General features: G+C 57.0%; 16 protein-coding genes. 12 read left to right on the forward strand and 4 right to left on the reverse strand.

Annotated features, from left to right (window positions below; genetic code table 11):
• The first annotated feature begins 110 nt into the window (after positions 1-110).
• A complete protein-coding gene (locus BLU26_RS00890; RefSeq protein ID WP_092283078.1) occupies positions 111-983 on the forward strand; it encodes a restriction endonuclease in 873 nt (290 codons plus the stop codon).
• Between the two features lie 255 nt (positions 984-1,238).
• Positions 1,239-1,973, forward strand: a complete 735-nt coding sequence (locus BLU26_RS18490; RefSeq protein WP_157719262.1) for a hypothetical protein — start codon at positions 1,239-1,241, stop codon at positions 1,971-1,973.
• Between the two features lie 49 nt (positions 1,974-2,022).
• On the opposite strand, the gene BLU26_RS00895 is transcribed toward BLU26_RS18490, so the two are convergent.
• Complete coding sequence (locus BLU26_RS00895) at positions 2,023-2,976, reverse strand: IS110 family RNA-guided transposase (RefSeq protein WP_092283079.1); 954 nt, start codon at positions 2,974-2,976, stop codon at positions 2,023-2,025.
• 314 nt (positions 2,977-3,290) lie between these two features.
• Between BLU26_RS00895 and BLU26_RS00900 the strand changes: the two genes are divergently transcribed.
• Positions 3,291-4,013, forward strand: coding sequence for an immunity protein Imm33 domain-containing protein (locus BLU26_RS00900; RefSeq protein ID WP_092283080.1), 723 nt, complete (start codon positions 3,291-3,293; stop codon positions 4,011-4,013).
• A gap of 150 nt (positions 4,014-4,163) precedes the next feature.
• Positions 4,164-4,643, forward strand: coding sequence for a GNAT family N-acetyltransferase (locus BLU26_RS00905; RefSeq protein WP_197674515.1), 480 nt, complete (start codon positions 4,164-4,166; stop codon positions 4,641-4,643).
• A gap of 108 nt (positions 4,644-4,751) precedes the next feature.
• On the opposite strand, the gene BLU26_RS00910 is transcribed toward BLU26_RS00905, so the two are convergent.
• Positions 4,752-6,662 carry a hypothetical protein gene (locus tag BLU26_RS00910; RefSeq protein WP_092283082.1) on the reverse strand — a complete coding sequence of 637 codons (1,911 nt, stop codon included), beginning with the start codon at positions 6,660-6,662 and terminating at the stop codon, positions 4,752-4,754.
• A 177-nt stretch (positions 6,663-6,839) separates the two neighbouring features.
• Here BLU26_RS00910 and BLU26_RS00915 point away from each other — a divergent pair, with 177 nt between their 5' ends.
• Positions 6,840-7,253: a hypothetical protein gene (locus BLU26_RS00915; RefSeq protein WP_092283083.1), complete on the forward strand. Its 414-nt coding sequence runs from the start codon at positions 6,840-6,842 to the stop codon at positions 7,251-7,253.
• Positions 7,254-7,259: 6 nt separating this feature from the next.
• On the opposite strand, the gene BLU26_RS00920 is transcribed toward BLU26_RS00915, so the two are convergent.
• On the reverse strand, positions 7,260-8,216 hold the full coding sequence (locus BLU26_RS00920; RefSeq protein ID WP_092283084.1) for a helix-turn-helix domain-containing protein: 957 nt from the start codon (positions 8,214-8,216) through the stop codon (positions 7,260-7,262).
• 208 nt (positions 8,217-8,424) lie between these two features.
• On the opposite strand from BLU26_RS00920, the gene BLU26_RS00925 reads away from it, so the two are divergent.
• The 3 genes from BLU26_RS00925 to eat all read left to right on the forward strand — a co-directional run bounded on the left by BLU26_RS00925 (position 8,425) and on the right by eat (position 12,138).
• Positions 8,425-9,831, forward strand: a complete 1,407-nt coding sequence (locus BLU26_RS00925; protein ID WP_092283085.1) for an ethanolamine ammonia-lyase subunit EutB — start codon at positions 8,425-8,427, stop codon at positions 9,829-9,831.
• Positions 9,828-10,670 (forward strand): ethanolamine ammonia-lyase subunit EutC, encoded by an 843-nt coding sequence (gene eutC, locus BLU26_RS00930; protein ID WP_092283086.1) that lies wholly within the window; start codon positions 9,828-9,830, stop codon positions 10,668-10,670. Before BLU26_RS00925 ends, eutC begins: the two co-directional genes overlap by 4 nt.
• A 67-nt stretch (positions 10,671-10,737) precedes the next feature.
• On the forward strand, positions 10,738-12,138 hold the full coding sequence (gene eat / locus BLU26_RS00935) for an ethanolamine permease (RefSeq protein ID WP_092283087.1): 1,401 nt from the start codon (positions 10,738-10,740) through the stop codon (positions 12,136-12,138).
• 222 nt (positions 12,139-12,360) lie between these two features.
• Here the strand turns inward: eat and BLU26_RS00940 are convergent, their stop codons facing one another.
• Positions 12,361-12,759 (reverse strand): hypothetical protein, encoded by a 399-nt coding sequence (locus BLU26_RS00940; RefSeq protein ID WP_092283088.1) that lies wholly within the window; start codon positions 12,757-12,759, stop codon positions 12,361-12,363.
• A 275-nt stretch (positions 12,760-13,034) separates the two neighbouring features.
• Here BLU26_RS00940 and BLU26_RS00945 point away from each other — a divergent pair, with 275 nt between their 5' ends.
• The 4 genes from BLU26_RS00945 (at position 13,035) to BLU26_RS00960 (ending at position 18,115) form a co-directional block, all read left to right on the forward strand.
• Complete coding sequence (locus BLU26_RS00945) at positions 13,035-14,810, forward strand: DUF4034 domain-containing protein (RefSeq protein ID WP_092283089.1); 1,776 nt, start codon at positions 13,035-13,037, stop codon at positions 14,808-14,810.
• Between the two features lie 106 nt (positions 14,811-14,916).
• Positions 14,917-15,771 carry an endo alpha-1,4 polygalactosaminidase gene (locus BLU26_RS00950; protein ID WP_092283090.1) on the forward strand — a complete coding sequence of 285 codons (855 nt, stop codon included), beginning with the start codon at positions 14,917-14,919 and terminating at the stop codon, positions 15,769-15,771.
• 139 nt (positions 15,772-15,910) lie between these two features.
• Positions 15,911-16,774 carry an NYN domain-containing protein gene (locus tag BLU26_RS00955; protein WP_092283091.1) on the forward strand — a complete coding sequence of 288 codons (864 nt, stop codon included), beginning with the start codon at positions 15,911-15,913 and terminating at the stop codon, positions 16,772-16,774.
• A 141-nt stretch (positions 16,775-16,915) separates the two neighbouring features.
• Positions 16,916-18,115 carry an NAD(P)/FAD-dependent oxidoreductase gene (locus BLU26_RS00960; RefSeq protein WP_092283092.1) on the forward strand — a complete coding sequence of 400 codons (1,200 nt, stop codon included), beginning with the start codon at positions 16,916-16,918 and terminating at the stop codon, positions 18,113-18,115.
• The last annotated feature ends 4 nt before the right edge of the window (positions 18,116-18,119 follow it).

The following is an 18,119-nucleotide window of genomic DNA, read 5'->3' on the forward strand; positions in this document are numbered from 1 at the left end:
TGCGCCGGGGGTTCGCAAAGGACGTGTGAGCGCGTAACGAATGCTTTGCGCCACACTGTGATGCGGTTAATTTCAATGCATGGCAATACGCCAGTCGCAGGAGCCCAAGGATGGCGCGTAAACGTACCTCAACACTCGATGACCTGGTAACCATACTGTCCCGGTTGCCCTGGTGGGCAAGCCTTCTGATAGGCCTGCTGAGCTGGCTTATTCTGCATCCCGTGGCCACCACGCCCTACGTGCCACCCGCGGGGCTCAAGCCCGGTGACATGTCCGGCGTTCTGCTCGGACATCTCTGGCGCACCTTCGCCCTGTTTGGCCAATACCTCATACCGGCGGTTTGCGTGTTCGGCGCCATGGGTTCTATCGCTGGCCGCCATAAGCGCAAGCAACTGCTGAATAACGTTAAAACCGCCACCCAACCCGGTAAAGCTATCGATGGGCTCAACTGGCAACAGTTTGAACTCCTGATTGGCGAAGCCTTTCGCCGCCAGGGTTACAGCGTCTCGGAAACCGGCGGCAGCGGCCCCGACGGCGGCATTGACCTCATCCTTCGCAAGAACAACGAAAAGTACCTGGTGCAATGCAAACACTGGCGCTCACTCAAGGTCGGGGTGCCGGTCGTCCGCGAGTTTTTCGGCGCCATGGCAGTCGAAGGCGCAGCAGGTGGGTTTGTGGTTACTTCCGGGCAATACACCGCAGAGGCCATAGGCTTTGCCGAAGGCCGTAATATTCAGCTTATCGACGGCGTAAAACTCAAGCGCCTGCTAGCACAGCGCAACCCCATAACCCCCGTCCCTGAGCCCGACACCACAGCGCATGTACCGTCGCAGGCAGTGTTTCAGCCGCCAGCATCGGAACCGCGTTGCCCTGCCTGCAACAGCAGCATGATAAAACGCACCGCGCGCAAGGGTAGCAACGCCGGCAACGTATTCTGGGGGTGCAGCACCTATCCAAAGTGCCGGGGAATAGTGGATGCGTGAGCTGCGCACATACCAAGATGGTATGCAAAGCCCCATGCCATACAGTGTTATTGAAATGATGAAATGCGGAATTCAAGATAATCCGTACATTGGGGGGAGTTGGGGATGGGGCTGTTTTTAAGGGTTTCTTAATCGGAGGGCTTGGCCTGTGAGCGATGATATGCAGAAGTCACTGATATGCAATCATAAAGCCGTCGGTCCAGTTAGCTGTTAGGCGCTAGTTTATGTGTGAGTTTAAATTAAAAAAGGTACTTTATGAGTTTAGTTAAAAAAATAGCATTATCGCTTGTGTTTTTTTATTTGGCTGGGTGTGCATCTGGAGTAAAGCCCAATAATTTGAATGCCCCGGAAAAGATTAGCTGCATTAACTTTGCTGAAAGAGAGTCATATCAAATAAAGCGTGGGCTGTTAGATATTGTATGGGAGACAAGGTTAGAAAGAGGGCCATATATTTCAGAGAAGGTCGATGCGGAGGGGGCTTACTTCAGGGCGCCTCAAGGAGGTGTTTATTTTGGGCGTCCAGATATGGCGTCACGGCCTAGCGGCTTAGGGTCACACATGACTTATGAGGGTGGCATATACGTTCCGCATGACGCAAATAAAACGCCAAGAATTTATACATATTTTTCTACCCAAGCAGTTCCTCCTGTTGTGCCAGAAGAGGGCTTGAATTGCTCAAATATTGGCGTGGTAAGAGATCCAGTAACGGCAAAGCTTGAGGTATATAAGTATGCAGGATCTGGTGCATTGGGCGGCGTTGTCGGTAAACGCCTTGCGGGTTCGGGTGGTATTACTTATGGCCAAGCAGCAGCAGGAGGTCTAATTGGCGGTGCTATCGTCGCAGGCCTGATAAATATGGACGTTGGTAAAATATTTTTGAATCCATCCCCGCCAGAAGATGATAGCTTTGCGGCTAAGCTTAGGCTGTATTCGGCAGCAGTAACTGAAATCAAAGAGAGTAGTAGCGATGAACCATTAAATCAAAAATAAAATATGTGAGCATGAGCCTAACAAGTGACTGTGGTGTCAACGTCCCAAATCAGGCTGTTTTTTCACGCCACGGCTCTTGATTCTTAACCATGGTGTTGAGCATCACGATCATCTTTCGCATGCAGGCAATGAGGGCGACTTTTGGTAACTTTCCTTGGGCTTTCAGGCGTTCATAGAACTGCTTGAATACCGGGTTGCATTGGATGGCTGACATCATCGCCATGAACATCACTGTTCGCACTCTATGACGACCGCCACGGATCCGACGCTTGCCCGTCAGTCTGCCGCTATCGCGATTGATGGGTGCCACGCCAACCAGGGCTGCGATCTCTCGCCGGTTAAGCTTGCCTAACTCAGGAAGCTCGCTCAGTAGCGTAAACGCCATGACTTTGCCAACGCCTGGCACGCTGGTCAGGATGTCTGTTTTGCTTCGCCAATGATCAACCTTGGCGACTTCATGCTCGATCTGCTTGGTGATGGTTTTGATCTGGGTCTGGAGCGTTTTGAGTAGACTATTGATGGAGCTGTGAAGTGTTTTTGGCAGTATTTGCAGGCGGTTTTTTTCCATGGTGGACATTTCCATGAGCTGGCTGCGCCTCGCCAATAGGTCTTTGATTTTTTGAGATGTTTTATCCGGTATGGGCTTGAATTCTGGCTTCAGCGTAGCAGCATATTTGGCAATGACCTGAGCGTCGATGCGGTCCGTTTTTGCCAACACACCGATAGCTTGGGCATAGCGCCGCACACTGATCGGATTGACCACAATGATGGGCAGCCCAGCCTGACTGATGGCTCGAACCAATGCATGTTCGTAGCGGCCTGTTGCTTCTACAACGATCCGCTCAATGGCGTAGCCCTTGAGTATCTTCACAAGCTCTCGGATATGAGTGGTGCTGTTCGGAATGGTAAAAGATTGGCCGGACGGATGAAGGGCGATATCGAGGTTAGCTTTACCGACGTCGACACCGATGTTGATCAGGGTTTGGTTTTCTGGAGTGTTCATAATAAGCTGACTCTGCCTTGCTATACGGGCTCGAGGCCCCGATGACTGTTCGAGTTATCGCTTGAGAGTCATGCAGCGCTACCCACTTGTTATCGGTCTCTCAAAAGAGGAGCCGGCGCTACACCGAGCTGCTGCATGAAGGCCCCCGATGGCCGTCGGGGGTGGGCCTCAATTTACCCAAACACGGCAGAAATTATCCATACAACGCGCTCAACTGCCGCTCACTTCGTTCGCTGGACAGTCAAAAGCTGCGCTTTTTCCTGCCCGTTTGCTTAATCGTTAGGCCCTAAAAGAGGTATGTGATAGTGCTAAGAATGATCGTAGGTTTCGCAGCCGCCATACTCGCAGCTGCCGTCTCAAGTGCCACGCTGGAAGAGCATGTAACCAGCAAATGCGGAAAGTATGGCGAGCCGGAGTTCGTGTTCTCTGTAGGCCCCGCTTCCGTTGTTACCGGAGATGCTTCCTGGCTTATAACTTCTCTGGAAGCGATGGTGGCGAGCGGCGAGCGATTTAAGCCGGGTGAAATCCTGTTAATTGGGCCGGTTCCCCTCAAGGTCGAGGCGGCGTCAAATGGCAGATTGCGACTTCTCGAGCCTGACATGAAGGCCATGCCTTTCAATTATGTTGATTCGGTGGGTGCCACTCTCAATATGGTTCGGCGCCAGAAAGATGCCGTGCAAAGTCTTGATGCAAACGCTTCTCCCGATTTTGCGCCGCTACATCTCCCCTTGTTGGTTAGCTCTGATGCACTTCAGGCGCGGGTTATCCTCATGCGTCGTGATTCTTCCCTACAAATGGGCACGAACTGGGTGCTCATGGATGCAGAGAGCAAGCTTAGTGCCGACGAGCTTACATTTCGACCAATGTCTGTCTACGAGGCCATGCTCCAACGACCAGAAATTCACGACTTTCTGGCCCTGCCAGATGGGTACTCTGTAGCAGTATCAGGCCAACGGGATTTTGTAATTCTCAAAGGCGACCAGACCGCAACACCAGTCAAGGGCAGCTATCTCTTCGGACTTCAAGCTACACCCTAGTTAGTCGTTCAAGGGGGCCGGGCGCGGCCCCTTAACTCAAGTGTCAAATATCATGCACCAATCACACTAAGGTTAAGGTGCCGCTGTTTATGATGCGTGTCACAGACGACTTCTGCGTCGGTAAAGCCGGATACTTTCGGGGGTAAGTAAATGCAGATCAGAGCAATGCAAGCCGCTGACCTTTCGGCCGCTGCAGAGGTTCATCAGCAGGCGTTTATTCGTCAGAAACAGTCGCTCCAGTGGCTGGAGTCAAGCTTGAATGCCTTTCCACGATTTCTGTCCTTCGTTGCAGAAGAGCAAGCGGGTGTTGTGGGTTACATTCTTTGGGCGCAAAAGAGCGGCTTTCGCGATCAGGCTGTAATGGAGCTGGATCAGGTTGCAGTGCTTCCAGCGGAGCAGGGCAGGGGTATTGCCCGTTGTCTGATATATGAGTCCTTGCCGTTGGTAAAGCAGCAACTATGCAGACAGGGCTCGACGCTCAAACACATTATCGTGAATACCCGTGCCGACAATCATGCGCAGCGCTTGTACCGGAGTGCCTTGGGCGCGGAAGTGGTAGCGACCATTGCTGATCTGTATTCGGCGGATGAGGTGTTGATGTTGTCCCGTGATATGGATGGAAAGGCCTGAGGCGCAACGGTGCGCTGGATAGCCGTCGTTTTCTCGTGGTGGCGGCGCTGCCTTCATGCCTCTTTGGCAAGCGCCTGTATGCTAGTCGGAAGGTAGAGTGCGGGTTGGTTACTGCGCGTACCAGTCACTGACCCGGCCGGCACAAACCCAATCGTTTCCAGGCATGGTGGAGCCAACAGCCTTGGCCATAGTTGATGCCTGGGTAACGGATTCATATTTGCTCTTGCTCTGGCCTGCACGCAAGCTGTCGGCACCGCAAAACTCGTTGGCACACCACTTCATGTACAGGCGCTCATTGCACACATTGGTTAGCCTAAAGTAAGTTTTTCCGTCTTTTTCCTGGGTGCTGTATTCCAAGCACGAGCCCTGAGTATTCAACCCGTTCCAGCATCCCTTGGCGTCTGGGGTAAAGCCCAGTGCTGCAGGTGCAGCGGTGTTGTTGGCGGTTTGCTCGGGTGTTGCTGACGGATTGGATGCGGTCGCACTGGCAGTGGTGGCCGGAGTAGTGGGCACGTTACCGGTCGACTGGTCAGGCTTTGTCTGTGAAGCGTTGTCCCCGTTTGCCGTTGTTGATGCCCCGGTGAACGACGTCTTTGTAGTGGGTGGGTCAGCGGCTAGAGTGCCAGTATCGGCTGCTTGCAACGCGGCTTTCTGGGACGAGGATTCCCTTGTTGCAGTTGATGATGTGGCTGCAGTGTAAGCGCTCGCCGCTTGCTGTACCGCATTCTCATAGCCGCGTCTGGTTGGCGATTTGGATTGTGCGCTCTGCGCGTTGCGTATCATTGCCTGGTTTTGTTGGTACTGATTACGAATGCTGTTGTTCCGGGCCTGAATGCTGTTGAAAGTGTTTGCCCACGTCTGCTCGCTGAAGGCATCCAACTGTCGGTTGCGCGCATCAAGCTTGTCCGCAAGCTCGAGTTCGCTATACGCGTACTCAATATCGTCAGCGGCCGCCTCCATGGATTCAAGTACGCGTTCAATAGTCGCTTCTGGGCGAACTACCCGGTAGCGCTCCCGTTTAGTGGAGCGTTCCCATAGCATTTGTTCCCGTGCGTACAGATGCTCATACGCTGCTTGATAGGGCGCCAGATCATAGCTCTCCAGCACATCGGAATTACATTCAATGTAGTTCACGTTAATTCGAATGATTGTGTTTGATTTGCTGCGTCTATCGCCTCTTATCTCCCGGGGGTAGGCGATATCTTTTGGGCACCCTGCTTTTTCCGCCCAATAGGCGAAGGTGAGGGGTTTGTGTTCGGTGTCGGTGAATTGGCGATACTGATCATCGTAAGACTGTGCATCGGCGATGGCGCCGCTCAGCTGGTTTACGCGTTCAGCTAAAAGCGCTTGTTGTTGCTGTGCCTCTGCGCCGGAGTAAACCTGAATCGAGGGACGATTCTTGAAATTAACAGCCTTCCTGGGGTCGCTGACAAAAATTAAACGATCGAGAGGTCTGCTTATGGTCGTTTGCGTCATTTGCTCACGGAGGGAAGAAAGGTTCGCAGGCGTTAGCTCGTTTAGGGGCTTTGACGTGAAGCAGTCATAGCAGTATTGCCAGTCGGTTACCACAGCGCCATTGGTTACCGTTGCTGGCGTTTTGGCGGGCAGGTTGTTGAGCCGATTCGTGCTGTTAGTGATGTAGTTGCCCTGCGTGATCAGCTCTTCGGCGGTGATCGCCTTGAGCGGCTGAATAACATAACGGTAGAGCGGTATGGGCTGCTCAATTTCCTTGAATTCTATCCAGGCCAGAAGCACTGGCGTGTCAGCAGAAATTAGCTCGTCATCAGAGGCAAGGCGGTTGGAGCGGGTGTAGTGAGTCGATGCAAAGGTGGCCAGCAGCAGGGTGCGGTCAGTATGGGGCTCGACCCTTTCCCATTGATCTATCGATGGGTCGCGGTTTTCATAGGCGGACCAGGCGAACTGCCTAGCGTTGATTGAGCAGCCAGCTTGCACTACCAACAGGGCGGATAATAAAGCGAGATAGATGTATCTCAGCGTCTTGCTCGGGGTTGACTTCATGACGTGTCCCTTTGTCAGCAGGCTTTCCGTACAGTCAAACCCTAACGTTCACAAGAGAGTGATGCAAGTTTGCGTCCCCTTGGACTCGGCTGCTTGCAGCGACAACACAAGTATCATGTTCTAATGCGCGATTGCTCTGGCTTCACTTGGCCGGGGTTTCCATTACACGGAGGGAACATGGGCCTGATTGTCCTACCCCTGTTGGCGGCCTGGTTTGCTGCTTTCGTTTATTCAGGATTTATTCTGTACGCGATATTCAGTGACGATAAGCCGCTTTGGTACGTCGTCACTGCGCTAGGGGCAGGTGTCGTGTTGGCGTTATGTTACCCGCAGGTCGGTTTGTCCGGCTTTAAAACAAGAGAGGACGTGTGGGCTTTCGAGATCCCGCTATATTTTTTGCTGAACAAGGTAGCGATAGTAGTGTGCGTAGCCGCGGCGGCGTGCCATTTCTTCGGCTGGGGCGCTGCAACAACTCCGCACTTCAATGCGGTCTGTTTTGTATTGGGTTTTGCTGTGTCGGCCGGGACTTTGACGGGCGCGCTCTACGCTGACCGTTTTCAGCAGAAGCAGGGTATCGGTACGACCTATTAAACGGTCTCAATCAGCAGCCTGCGCACGCCTCACCGTCTCCGACGGGTTCTCCCCAAACAACGCCTTGTAGTCCTTGGCGAACTGCCCCGGATGCCAGAAGCCCCAGTTGGCTGCGGTAATGGCAACGGGGGCATCATGCTGAGGGTCGCTGAGCGCGCGTCGCACCTGATTCAGGCGCGCGGTGCGCAGGAACTGCAGCGGGCTGATGCCAAGAATGCTTTCGAAGCTGTACTGCAGGGTGCGGCGGCTGACGTGGGTGAGTTCACACAGCTCGGTTATGCTCACCGCCATCTGAGGGTTGGCGGCCAGTTGCGCCTTTACCTGCTCGACTACTCGCTTGCGGTGGTCATAGCTGGGCGCGGCTTCCGCGCTCAGATGCTCTTCGCCAAGCAAGGTGAGTAGGGCGGTTGTGGCCAGGTCTTGCTGTAATTGCTTGTTCAGGCCGTTGGCGCCGTGATTCACCACCCGCTCCAGCAGAAAGCGCACCTGATCCAGCTTGTGCTGTTCCACTGTCAGGCGCGGGGCTGATTCCAGGTTGGCCAGATTGAGGGCGCGACCTTCGCGTTCGGCGGCGCGCAGCAGCACATCTTGCTTGACCACGATACCGTAGATGTCGAAAGCGTCGGGCGTCATCAACTCAAAGTCGCGCTCGCCGGGGCGGCACATCAGTTGGTTGCTGTCGACCTGCAGGCCGTTGATGCGGCAGTCGGCGGTTTGCGCCGGAATGCCCAGCCAGACGGAATCCTTCCAGACGTTGCACTGCTGCCGTAATGAGCGGTTGGTATGCTCCTTGAACAGCTGAAAACCCTCCAGTGCCACCTCATCAATACGTCCGTAAAAACGGCCCGCGCTCAACTGGTCGTATTCCTGCTGCCAGTTGGTCAGGTTGTGGGCGTGTTCGTCGGCGTCCTGTGCCTCGCGGGTGCTCCGTCCTGGTGCATCGGGCGATATAGGTGAGTGCATCGGTAGGCTTCTGCGGCTGGCCTCTAGGCTTCAAATAATGGGGTTTTGCTCAGGCTGGTAACTCAACGTCTTGAATTGGCGAACAAATTTCGATTTGCCAAAACTTGATAGTGCGCTGGTACGACTATCGCAGCAGTAGCTCGTATCGATTGCTGCTATTACGCGACGTTGCCGCATTTTAGCAGCAAGTTCTGTGCCTGAGGTAACCATGACTGACACCTATCGCTACACACTGGGTAGCACGACCTATCAATTCCGTGCCTTGGCCGAGCTGATGGCCAAGGCGACTCCCCAGCGCGCCGGTGACCGCCTGGCCGGGGTGATTGCGCTGTCGGCCGAGGAGCGCGCGGTGGCGCAAATGACGCTGGCCGAAGTGCCGCTCAAGACCTTTCTGAACGAGGCGCTGGTGCCCTACGAGCAGGATGAAATCACCCGGCTGATCATCGATGATCACGACGCGGCGGCTTTTGCCGCTATCGCTCACCTGACCGTCGGCGACTTTCGCAATTGGCTGCTCAGTGACCACGCCAGGCCCGAGGTGTTGCAGTCGGTGCGTACCGGTATCACACCCGAGATGGCGGCGGCAGTGAGCAAGATCATGCGCAATCAGGATCTGATTCTGGTCGCCAAAAAGTGCCACGTAACCACCGCCTTTCGCAGCACCATCGGTCTGCCGGGTCACCTGTCTACCCGGCTGCAACCCAACCACCCGACCGACGATGTGAATGGTATCGCCGCCAGCATTCTTGATGGCTTGCTGTACGGCAACGGCGATGCCGTGATCGGCATCAACCCGGCGACCGACAACGTGGCCCAGGCAATCAAGCTGATGCAGCTGATGGGCGAGGTGATCGACAAGTATCAGATCCCGACCCAGTCCTGCGTGCTGACCCACGTGACCAATACCATCGAATGCATCGAGGCGGGGGCACCTGTGGATCTGGTGTTCCAGTCGATTGGCGGCACCGAGGCGACCAATAGTAGCTTCGGATTCAACCTGGCGACGCTGGCCGAGGCGCAGGAGGCTGCGCTCGGCCTTAAGCGCGGCACCGTGGGCGATAACGTCATGTACTTCGAGACGGGGCAGGGCAGCGCGCTTTCGGCCAATGCCCACCATGGTTTGGATCAGCAAACCTGCGAGGCGCGCGCCTACGCTGTGGCGCGCAAATTCAAACCGCTACTGGTGAATACCGTGGTCGGTTTTATCGGCCCGGAGTATCTGTTCGACGGCAAGGAAATCACCCGCGCCGGGCTGGAGGATCACTTCTGCGGCAAGTTGCTCGGTGTGCCGATGGGCTGCGACGTCTGCTACACCAACCACGCCGAAGCCGACCAGAACGATATGGACAACCTGCTGACGCTATTGGGCGTGGCGGGGTGCTCCTTCGTGATGGGCATTCCGGGCTCGGACGACATCATGCTGAATTACCAGACCACCTCCTTTCACGATGCACTCTATGTGCGCCGCGTGCTGGGCTCGCGGCCAGCGCCGGAGTTTGAGCAATGGCTCACCCGCATGCAGATCATGCGCGACGCCGACCGGCACATTCTGCACGACGCGCTACCCGAACCCTTTGCCCGCTCGCTGAAGGCGTTGCCGGGAGGTCGCGCATGAGCAAGCCGGACGATCAGCACCTGCAGCACGGCAAAGTGGTGGATAACCCCTGGCGCCGACTGCGCGAGTTTACCGATGCGCGCATTGGCCTGGGCCGCGCGGGTATCAGTCTGCCGACCAGCGAGATGCTGGCCTTTCAGTTGAGTCACGCCCAAGCCCGTGATGCGGTGCATTTCCCGCTGGATGTGGACGCGCTGTGCGCGCAGTTGGCGGATCTGAGCAATCTGCCGAATGACGCGCCATTGCGCTTGCACAGCCAGGCGCAAGACCGCACCTCCTACCTGCAGCGGCCTGATCTGGGCCGCCTGCTGGACGACACCTCGCACGAGCAATTGGCGGCCCTGCCGGCGGCCAGCAGCCAGAGTGATCTGGCCATCGTGATTGTGGATGGCCTGTCTTCCTTGGCGGTGCAACAGAACGCGGCGGCCTTTCTCGCGCCATTGCTGGAGCTGCTGCAGGCCGAGGCTGAGCCCTGGCGGCTGGCGCCGGTGACGGTAGTCGAGCAGGGCCGGGTGGCGGTGGGCGACGGCATTGGCGAGCTGCTGAACGCGCGCGCGGTGTTGCTGCTGATTGGCGAGCGCCCCGGACTGAGTTCACCCGATAGCCTCGGCCTGTACCTCACCTGGAATCCCAGGCCGGGGCTGAACGATGCCGCGCGAAACTGTATTTCCAACGTGCGTCCGGCCGGGCTGCCCTACGCAGAGGCGGCGAGGCGCGTGCTCTACCTGCTGCGCGAGGCGCGGCGGCTGAACCTCTCCGGCGTGAAGCTGAAAGACCGAACCCAGGATGAGGTGATTGAGCACGGCGGCAGCGGCAAGAATTTTCTGGTTTCCGAGTAACGCAGCACGCGCAACACAAGGCTTTAAACCAACAGCAACTTTCACTTAGAAAAGTAGAGGAATAACCATGTCGACAGACAATCAGGAGTACCTTGCCAAACGGCAACTCAAGCGCGGCACCGCGGGCTGGATTCTGCTCGCGGGGCTGGGTGTGTCTTATGTGATCTCTGGCGATTTTGCCGGCTGGAACTTCGGCATTGCCGAGGCAGGTTGGGGCGGCTTTGCCATAGCAGCAGTATTGATGGCGCTGATGTATCTGACGCTGGTGCTGTCACTGGCCGAGATGTCGGCAGCCATCCCGGCGGCGGGCGGTGGTTACAGCTTTGCCCGCCAGGCGATGGGCCCTACCGGCGGTTTCATGACCGGGCTGGCGGTACTTATCGAGTACGCTCTGGCACCGGCGGCCATCGTGATCTTTATTGGCTCGGCGGTGGAGTCGTTGCTGGGTGTCAACGGCCCCTGGGTGTACGCAGCCTTCTATCTGGTGTTTGTGGGCATTCACCTGGCCGGTGTGGGCGAGGCGCTGAAGGTGATGATGGTGATCAGTGGTCTGGCCGTGTTTGCCATCGTAGCCACCGGTGTGGCGCTGGTGATGCACTTTGATGCCAGTAACCTGTTTGACATCGCCGCGACCGAGGCCGCCGGAGCCAGCGACATGCTGCCGTTGGGTTGGTACGGTGTATGGGCGGCACTGCCCTTTGCCATGTGGCTGTTCCTCGCGGTAGAAGGCGTACCGCTGGCTGCCGAAGAAGCCAAGGACCCGGGCAAGGACGTACCCAAGGGCATCATCGGTGCCATGGTCTTTCTGCTGTTTACTGCGCTGATGGTCGTGGTTCTGGTGCCGGGCGCAGCGGGTGCCAAGGCCATGGGTGAAAGCGCGGTACCCTTGGTAGACGCGCTGAACGCTACCGGCAACGGCAGCCTCGCTACGTTGGTGAATGTGCTGGGGCTGGCCGGCCTGGTCGCGTCTTTCTTCTCGATCATCTACGGCTATAGTCGCCTGGTGTTTGCGCTGTCGCGGGCTGGTTACCTGCCCAAGTCGCTATCCTTGACTACCGAGCGCAAGGTGCCGGCGCGGGCGCTGATCGTACCCGGTGTGTTCGGTTTTCTGGCCTCGCTGAGCGGTGAGGGCGATTTGATGCTGGCCATGGCGGTCGTGGGCGCGACTGTTTCTTACGCGCTGATGGCGCTCAGTCACATCCTGCTGCGTATCAAGCAGCCGGGTCTGGTGCGTCCTTATAAAACGCCCGGTGGTGTGCTGACTTCCGGTATTGCACTGGTGCTGTCGCTGGTGGCCCTGACCGGTGTGTACGCCTTTGACCCGCGCGCCTTCTTCTTCACCATGGTGCTGTTCGCAGTGGGCGCCGCCTATTACTTCGGCTACAGCCGAAAGCACTTGGTGGCCAAGTCGGCGGACGAAGAGTTTGCCATGCTGGCTGACGCGGAGGCTGATCTGGCGGCGGCCTGAATTGGGTGGGTTACGCTGAGCGACAAGGCCGCCTGCGGGCGGCCTTTCTTGTTTTCGGTTACGCGGATGGCGGTGAAGGCACTTTATCGCCATAGATGGCGCGGTCCTTTCTCAGTGCTCGAGTGGGCGCTGACTCTACCGGTCGAGATGGGACTCGACTGTCCCGGCTTGTGCTTGGGGTGTCCGGGAGAGCCCGGCAGAGAAGCGAGACCTGTTATTCGCTTACGCGTCGCGCAGCAAATCCTGGCTGTTGAGCAGCGCATACGCCACTTCCGGGTGCTGTTTCATACAGCGGCGGATGGCGGCGGGAATGGTCTTGCGGGTTTTACGGCATAGCCCCGGCTGCGGCGCGAAGGCCATACCGATACCGCGTATCACACGTATCTCTTCGATGCCTGGCCCAATCGCAAGGCCGATGCCCAGTTGCTCTGCCATACGCTGTTGCAGATGCTCCAACTCCTGCAGGCTGGCCACGTTTTCGAGGCGCTCAATCAGCCGCCGTTCTTCATGCAGCGTCAGGCGCAGAATACGTGCATCGGCACTCGGATCGTCCAGCAGCCTATCGCGATCACAGTCGCAGGTACCGGGCGGGCAGGATTGGCGCAGGGCGGTCGAGTTCATGTAAGGCAGCTGGCTTGAGCGTTGCGGTTATCGTGCGATGTTTCGCGAGCGGGTGCAACGACTGCGTGCTGGCGTTTCTTTCGGGTACGACTTTGGCGGCTGAGCAAGCCCGGCAAGCTGATAACGGCCTGCCGCTAACGCGGTCTAGCGCTGTGGTAAAACTTGTTTTAAGACGCGAGTGAGTCGGCTTTTTTCTTGCTGCGTGATATCTTTTTTGCGTTTTGGCCAAGGTCGGCCTCTTATCTACGCCACTTTTGTGAGAAGGAACTCAAACCATGCGTCCCGAACTGCCCCCATCACGTTATGAAAAGCCATCTCCCTATCCTGAGCCGTACCTGGAGTATGGCGAAGATACGTTTTATGGCGAAGATACGGCTCGCCCGCACCTTGGCTGGTTATTGCTGCTGCCGATATTGCTGGTAATGGCGCTAGTCGCCTTTTGCTTGGTTGTGCCGGACAAGTGGCTTGCTGTAGAGCATATGGATCAGGCAGCGACGGTCATGCCCTTTGATCCACCGCGAATCGAGACTCAAGCGGCCTTGATGGGCGTTTCTCTGCCGCCTGCCAGCGTGCAGCAAAGGCTTCAACAGCGTCGCGCCTTTTTTTCCGGCGATTTTGAGTATCTGGACCAAAGTCTCAGTGCTCAACGACAGCAGGCTTTGCTCAACCCGCAGCAAACCATAGGCTACCATCCTTTTATTGAGGGTCTGGAGGATACCGCGCTGGCGGGTTTGGATGCCTGCCAACGGTGGTTGCAGGCGATGCCGGATTCGTACGTGGCGCATTGGGTATGTGCCGAGGTCTGGAATGACGGCGCCTGGGAAGCGCGCAGTGAAAAGCGCAGGAGCGACATCAATATTGCGCAAACCGTTCTGATGGAAGAGCGATTGCATCAGTCCAATCAGCTACTTGAGCGGGCGCTGACGCTTGATGAGCAGCCAGTGGAGGCACTGACCCTGCTTGCGCAGAATCACTTTCTGCTGGGTACCCGTATAGACGATGGCTTTGAGTGGGCGCAGCTGCTCAATGTATTCGACGGCAAAGATGCGGAGTTGTCTGAACCCTGGCCGCACTCACGCACCACCGGCTTGGCTAGTTCCTACATCGAGCGAGCGTTAGCGGTTTATCCGCGTTACTTGCCAGCACATCGGACCTGGGCCAATTTTCTGCAGCCGAGGTGGGGTGGAACACAGGCTCTGGTGCTGAGCGCCATAGATCAGGCGCAGCGCGCAGGAATAGAAGAGTCGGATTTGCTCGATATGCGTGATGACTTCGTGGTTTATCCTGCTACGTTTTCGACACCCGGTGCCACGCAAGCCTATTGGGAAAAGGCGATCGCTCAACAGCCCACTCGCAAACGTCTGGAAGGGCTGCTGCATGACCAGGTTGGCCGGCAAAATTGGAAGGCCATAGTGCCCGCAGCCGCAGCGCTGATTGTTCGTTACCCGGACGACGGCGACGCCTATTATTGGTTGGCGGAAGCCAGGAAAATGATGGGTCAGACCGATGAGGCGCGGGCGGCTTATCTCTACGCGGCTGCGTTGGGCAATGATGCAGCCGCCCAAGAGTTGATCATGGCCTTTATTCGCGGCGGCCTGGGCATCGACGAAAGCTATGCCGGCCCGAGTCTTCCCCAGCTATGCCATTACAGCGCGGCTCTGGGCTCACCCATTGGTGCCAACTGCCTCGGTGCTGGTTACTTCGAGGGTGGCCAGCCCGGTGTGCCTTTTGCACGTGATCCCGGGCAAGGTTACGCCTGGCATTTGCTAGCCTCCCGAGCGGGCCATTACAACTCGCAGTTTGATCTTGGCTGGATGCTTTATAGCGGCCGGGTGCCGGGTGTTGATAGTGAGCAGGCTCAAGCGCTGGGGATATTCTGGTTGCGGCGTGCCGAGGAAAAGGGCCATACCTTTGCTGCCCGCAGGCTCGATGAACTAGGTGTTGATCGGTCCACATCGTTTATCAGTCGCGATAACCTATTTGCGGTGACCAACTCGCTCAAGACCGGTCTTTTGTGGGTGCGTCAGCGGCTGCGGAGTCTCTGGGCTTAGCCAAAAACTGCGTCGCTAATCCGCATCTATAACGTTACCTGGGCTGACGCTTGCCGGGTGAATCGGCTTTTGCTGCGGGGCGCTTTGCCGGCACAGGAGTAATCGAATGCGCAAGGTCAGTTTGCTGTTGGGCTGCGTCCTCGTTGTCGCTATTTGGCAGACAACGGCAGTGGCCGAAGGGCTGCTATCAGTCAACACCGAAGGCCGATGGTATCGCCCGGCTGTGGGGGTGAGCTGGCAGTGGCAGTTGCTGGTTGATGACGAGCATCCGTTGAACACGGCTTACGAGGCGGAACTATACAATCTGGACCTGTTCAGCACGCCTGCGACCACCATCAGCCTATTGCAGGCTGCCGGTCGCCGCGTGGTCTGCTACTTCTCGGCTGGCACCTACGAGAGCTACGTAGCAGACCGCAATCAGTTTGCCGCCAGGGATGTGGGCCAGGTTCTCGCGGACTGGCCCGATGAGCGATGGCTGGATATCCGCTCACCCGCGGTACAGCGCATCATGACCGAGCGTCTGGACTTGGCGGCAAGCAAGGGCTGCGACGCGGTCGAGCCGGATAACGTGCAGGGGTATCTGGAGGACACCGGCTTTGCTCTCAGCGCCGAACATCAGCTCGCCTACAATCGCTTTATTGCCACCGAGGCGCATCGCCGCGGTTTAGCCGTAGGGCTGAAGAACAGCCTGGAGCAGGTTGCAGAGCTGGTTGATTACTTTGATTTTTCCATTAACGAGCAATGCTTCCAGTACAAGGAATGTCAGCCATTACTGGCTTTCATTGAGGCGGGCAAGCCGGTACTGAATGTCGAATATCCAGACCAGCATCTCGCCCTGGATGCACACTGGGTAGCGACGCTGTGCGCTGCTGCCAACGCTCGCCAGTTCAGCACGCTGATACTGCCGGTGGAGCTGGATGACCGCTTTCGTATTGCGTGCGCGGACGCCGCATCGAGATGATCGACCTGGGTGGTTGCAAGGCCATCTTTTTTTACACCCGCCATTGAGTTGTGCTTTACCCAGCGCCGCCACTAGGGATAACGTCGGTCAGACTAGCAGCGCCGTCGCTGCAACTATCGCTATCGCGAACAGGGACGATATGAATAACCATCCTCGCGCCACTGCAATTCAGGAAAGCCCCAACGGTAACGATGTGCCGGTCGCGGTGCTGGTCGACTGCGATAACGTACCGCCCGAAATTCTGCCCTATGCCTTACGCATGGCAGCACAGTTCGGCCGCGTTGCCCTGCGCCGCGGTTACGGCAATCATGCCACCTTGGCCAACCGCTGGCAGGAAGCGCTGGTGCGACTGGCCTTTACCCCGCACCTGCAATACCAATACGCCTCCGGCAAGAACACGGCTGATATTGCACTCGCACTGGATGCGCTCGAGGCGATGTTTGATCATCGTGCAGAAACCTTTTGCCTGGTAACCAGCGACTCCGACTTTGCCTACCTATGTCGCAAGCTGCGCGAGCGCGGCGCTCGCGTGTGTATCGTGGGGGAGGCCAAAACGCCGGAGGCTTTGCGTAACGCCAGCGATCAGTTCTTTGAATGGTCGCCCGCCGAGGCTGACGCTGAGGCAGCTAGTGACTCGGCGGAAAAGTCACCAGCAAAAAAGGAGCCCACGACCAAGCGCAAGTCTGCCAAAGCCGAGCAAGGCAAGGAGGCTCCGAAAGAGGCGGTCAAGGAACCACCGAAGGAGAGTAGTAAAAGCACCACCAAACACCGCCCGCGCTTTGTGGTTGAGGCGGTCTCGCTGCTGGTCAGCGAGTCTTCCGAGGGCAGGGTCGGACTGGGGCCGCTGGGACAATACCTCAAGCGGACTGATCCAGCGTTCGCACCAAAAAACTACGGCCACTCCGGTCTGCTGGATATGGTGAAAACGTACGATCTGCTGGAGCTGCACAAGGAGGCTGGCGGTAACTGGACGGTGGGCCTGGCGGACGTCAAGGCAGGTTAGCAGAGCTTCGCCTTTAAGCGTTTCGCTAAATTATGGAGCGCGCCGGCCCCGGCTGGGCTATGCACTTTCTCTTGTTGGTGTGGTCTGCATAGAAGCTGCCGCTTTGCGGTTGCTGATATGGGCTAATGAGAGGAAGACCACATGGATTTGCGTTCAGGGCATTGTTTTTGGCCGATCAACTCGGGCTTGATTCAGCCTTATCCCAGCCTGGCTGGTGATCTTGACTGTGACGTACTGGTGATAGGCGCGGGCATTACCGGCGCCTTGATTGCGGATTACCTTACGCAGAAAAAGGCCAAGGTCGTGGTGCTGGATCGTAGAGATGTGGTCAGCGGCAGCACCAGCGCTTCGACGGCGATGCTGCAATACGAAATCGACACGCACCTGAGTGACCTGATTACCCGCATCGGCAAGGATCCGGCCGAACGTGCCTATCACCTGTGCTCTGATGCCATCGATAAACTGGCGAAAATCACCAAGGATTTGCCGGACTGTGGCTTTGAGCGCTACAGCAGCTTTTACTTCGCCTCCAGCGAGGATGACGTTTCCGCCCTGGAGCGCGAATATGAGGCGCGCAAGCAGGCTGGTTTTGATATTGAGCTGTGGCGCACCAAGGACATCACCAGCCGCTTCAATTTCAGCGCGCCCTGTGGTCTGTATTCCAAACAAGGCGCGCAGGTAGATCCTTTCCGTCTCGCCCACGCTTTACTGGCCCGTGCCAGCAAAGCGGGCGCGCAGATTTTTGACCGTACCGAGGTCAGCGATATAGACCAGGTACAGGACGGCATCGTTGCGTACACGGCAGAGGGGCATCAGGTACGTGCGCAGAAGGTGGTATTTGCCTGCGGTTATGAAGCGCAAAGCTGGTTGCAGGAGAAGGTTGTTGATCTCAACAGCACCTTCGCATTGGTGACTGAACCGGTTGATTCGTTTGAGGGCTGGTATGAGCAGTGCCTACTTTGGGAGTCCGAACGCCCCTACACTTACATGCGCACCACCAGTGATAACCGGATTCTGATTGGTGGTGAAGATGAGCCGTACAAAAACAGCGAACTGCGCGACAAGGCCTTGCCCAAGAAGACCAAGGCGCTGAGCAAAAAACTGTCTGCGTTGATGCCTTCGATTCCCTTCCAGGTGGCGTACTCCTGGGCCGGCACCTTCGGTGAAACCGAGGATGGCCTGGCGTACATAGGGGAAACGCGGGAGTTCCCCAATGCTTATTTTGCACTGGGCTACGGTGGCAACGGCATAACCTACAGCGTGACCGCGGCGCAGATCATCGCCGACCTGTATCTGGGCAAGAGCAATGCCGACGCGGACCTGTTCCGCTTCGGCCGTTAGCACT

Source organism: Halopseudomonas sabulinigri (genome assembly GCF_900105255.1).
GTDB classification, from domain to species: domain Bacteria; phylum Pseudomonadota; class Gammaproteobacteria; order Pseudomonadales; family Pseudomonadaceae; genus Halopseudomonas; species Halopseudomonas sabulinigri.

Coding starts and splice junctions, on each gene's coding strand:
- BLU26_RS00890 (WP_092283078.1), top strand. CDS start 111: ATGGCGCGTAAACGTACCTCAACACTCGATGACCTGGTAACCATACTG.
- BLU26_RS18490 (WP_157719262.1), top strand. CDS start 1,239: ATGAGTTTAGTTAAAAAAATAGCATTATCGCTTGTGTTTTTTTATTTG.
- BLU26_RS00895 (WP_092283079.1), bottom strand. CDS start 2,976: ATGAACACTCCAGAAAACCAAACCCTGATCAACATCGGTGTCGACGTC.
- BLU26_RS00900 (WP_092283080.1), top strand. CDS start 3,291: ATGATCGTAGGTTTCGCAGCCGCCATACTCGCAGCTGCCGTCTCAAGT.
- BLU26_RS00905 (WP_197674515.1), top strand. CDS start 4,164: ATGCAGATCAGAGCAATGCAAGCCGCTGACCTTTCGGCCGCTGCAGAG.
- BLU26_RS00910 (WP_092283082.1), bottom strand. CDS start 6,662: ATGAAGTCAACCCCGAGCAAGACGCTGAGATACATCTATCTCGCTTTA.
- BLU26_RS00915 (WP_092283083.1), top strand. CDS start 6,840: ATGGGCCTGATTGTCCTACCCCTGTTGGCGGCCTGGTTTGCTGCTTTC.
- BLU26_RS00920 (WP_092283084.1), bottom strand. CDS start 8,216: ATGCACTCACCTATATCGCCCGATGCACCAGGACGGAGCACCCGCGAG.
- BLU26_RS00925 (WP_092283085.1), top strand. CDS start 8,425: ATGACTGACACCTATCGCTACACACTGGGTAGCACGACCTATCAATTC.
- eutC (WP_092283086.1), top strand. CDS start 9,828: ATGAGCAAGCCGGACGATCAGCACCTGCAGCACGGCAAAGTGGTGGAT.
- eat (WP_092283087.1), top strand. CDS start 10,738: ATGTCGACAGACAATCAGGAGTACCTTGCCAAACGGCAACTCAAGCGC.
- BLU26_RS00940 (WP_092283088.1), bottom strand. CDS start 12,759: ATGAACTCGACCGCCCTGCGCCAATCCTGCCCGCCCGGTACCTGCGAC.
- BLU26_RS00945 (WP_092283089.1), top strand. CDS start 13,035: ATGCGTCCCGAACTGCCCCCATCACGTTATGAAAAGCCATCTCCCTAT.
- BLU26_RS00950 (WP_092283090.1), top strand. CDS start 14,917: ATGCGCAAGGTCAGTTTGCTGTTGGGCTGCGTCCTCGTTGTCGCTATT.
- BLU26_RS00955 (WP_092283091.1), top strand. CDS start 15,911: ATGAATAACCATCCTCGCGCCACTGCAATTCAGGAAAGCCCCAACGGT.
- BLU26_RS00960 (WP_092283092.1), top strand. CDS start 16,916: ATGGATTTGCGTTCAGGGCATTGTTTTTGGCCGATCAACTCGGGCTTG.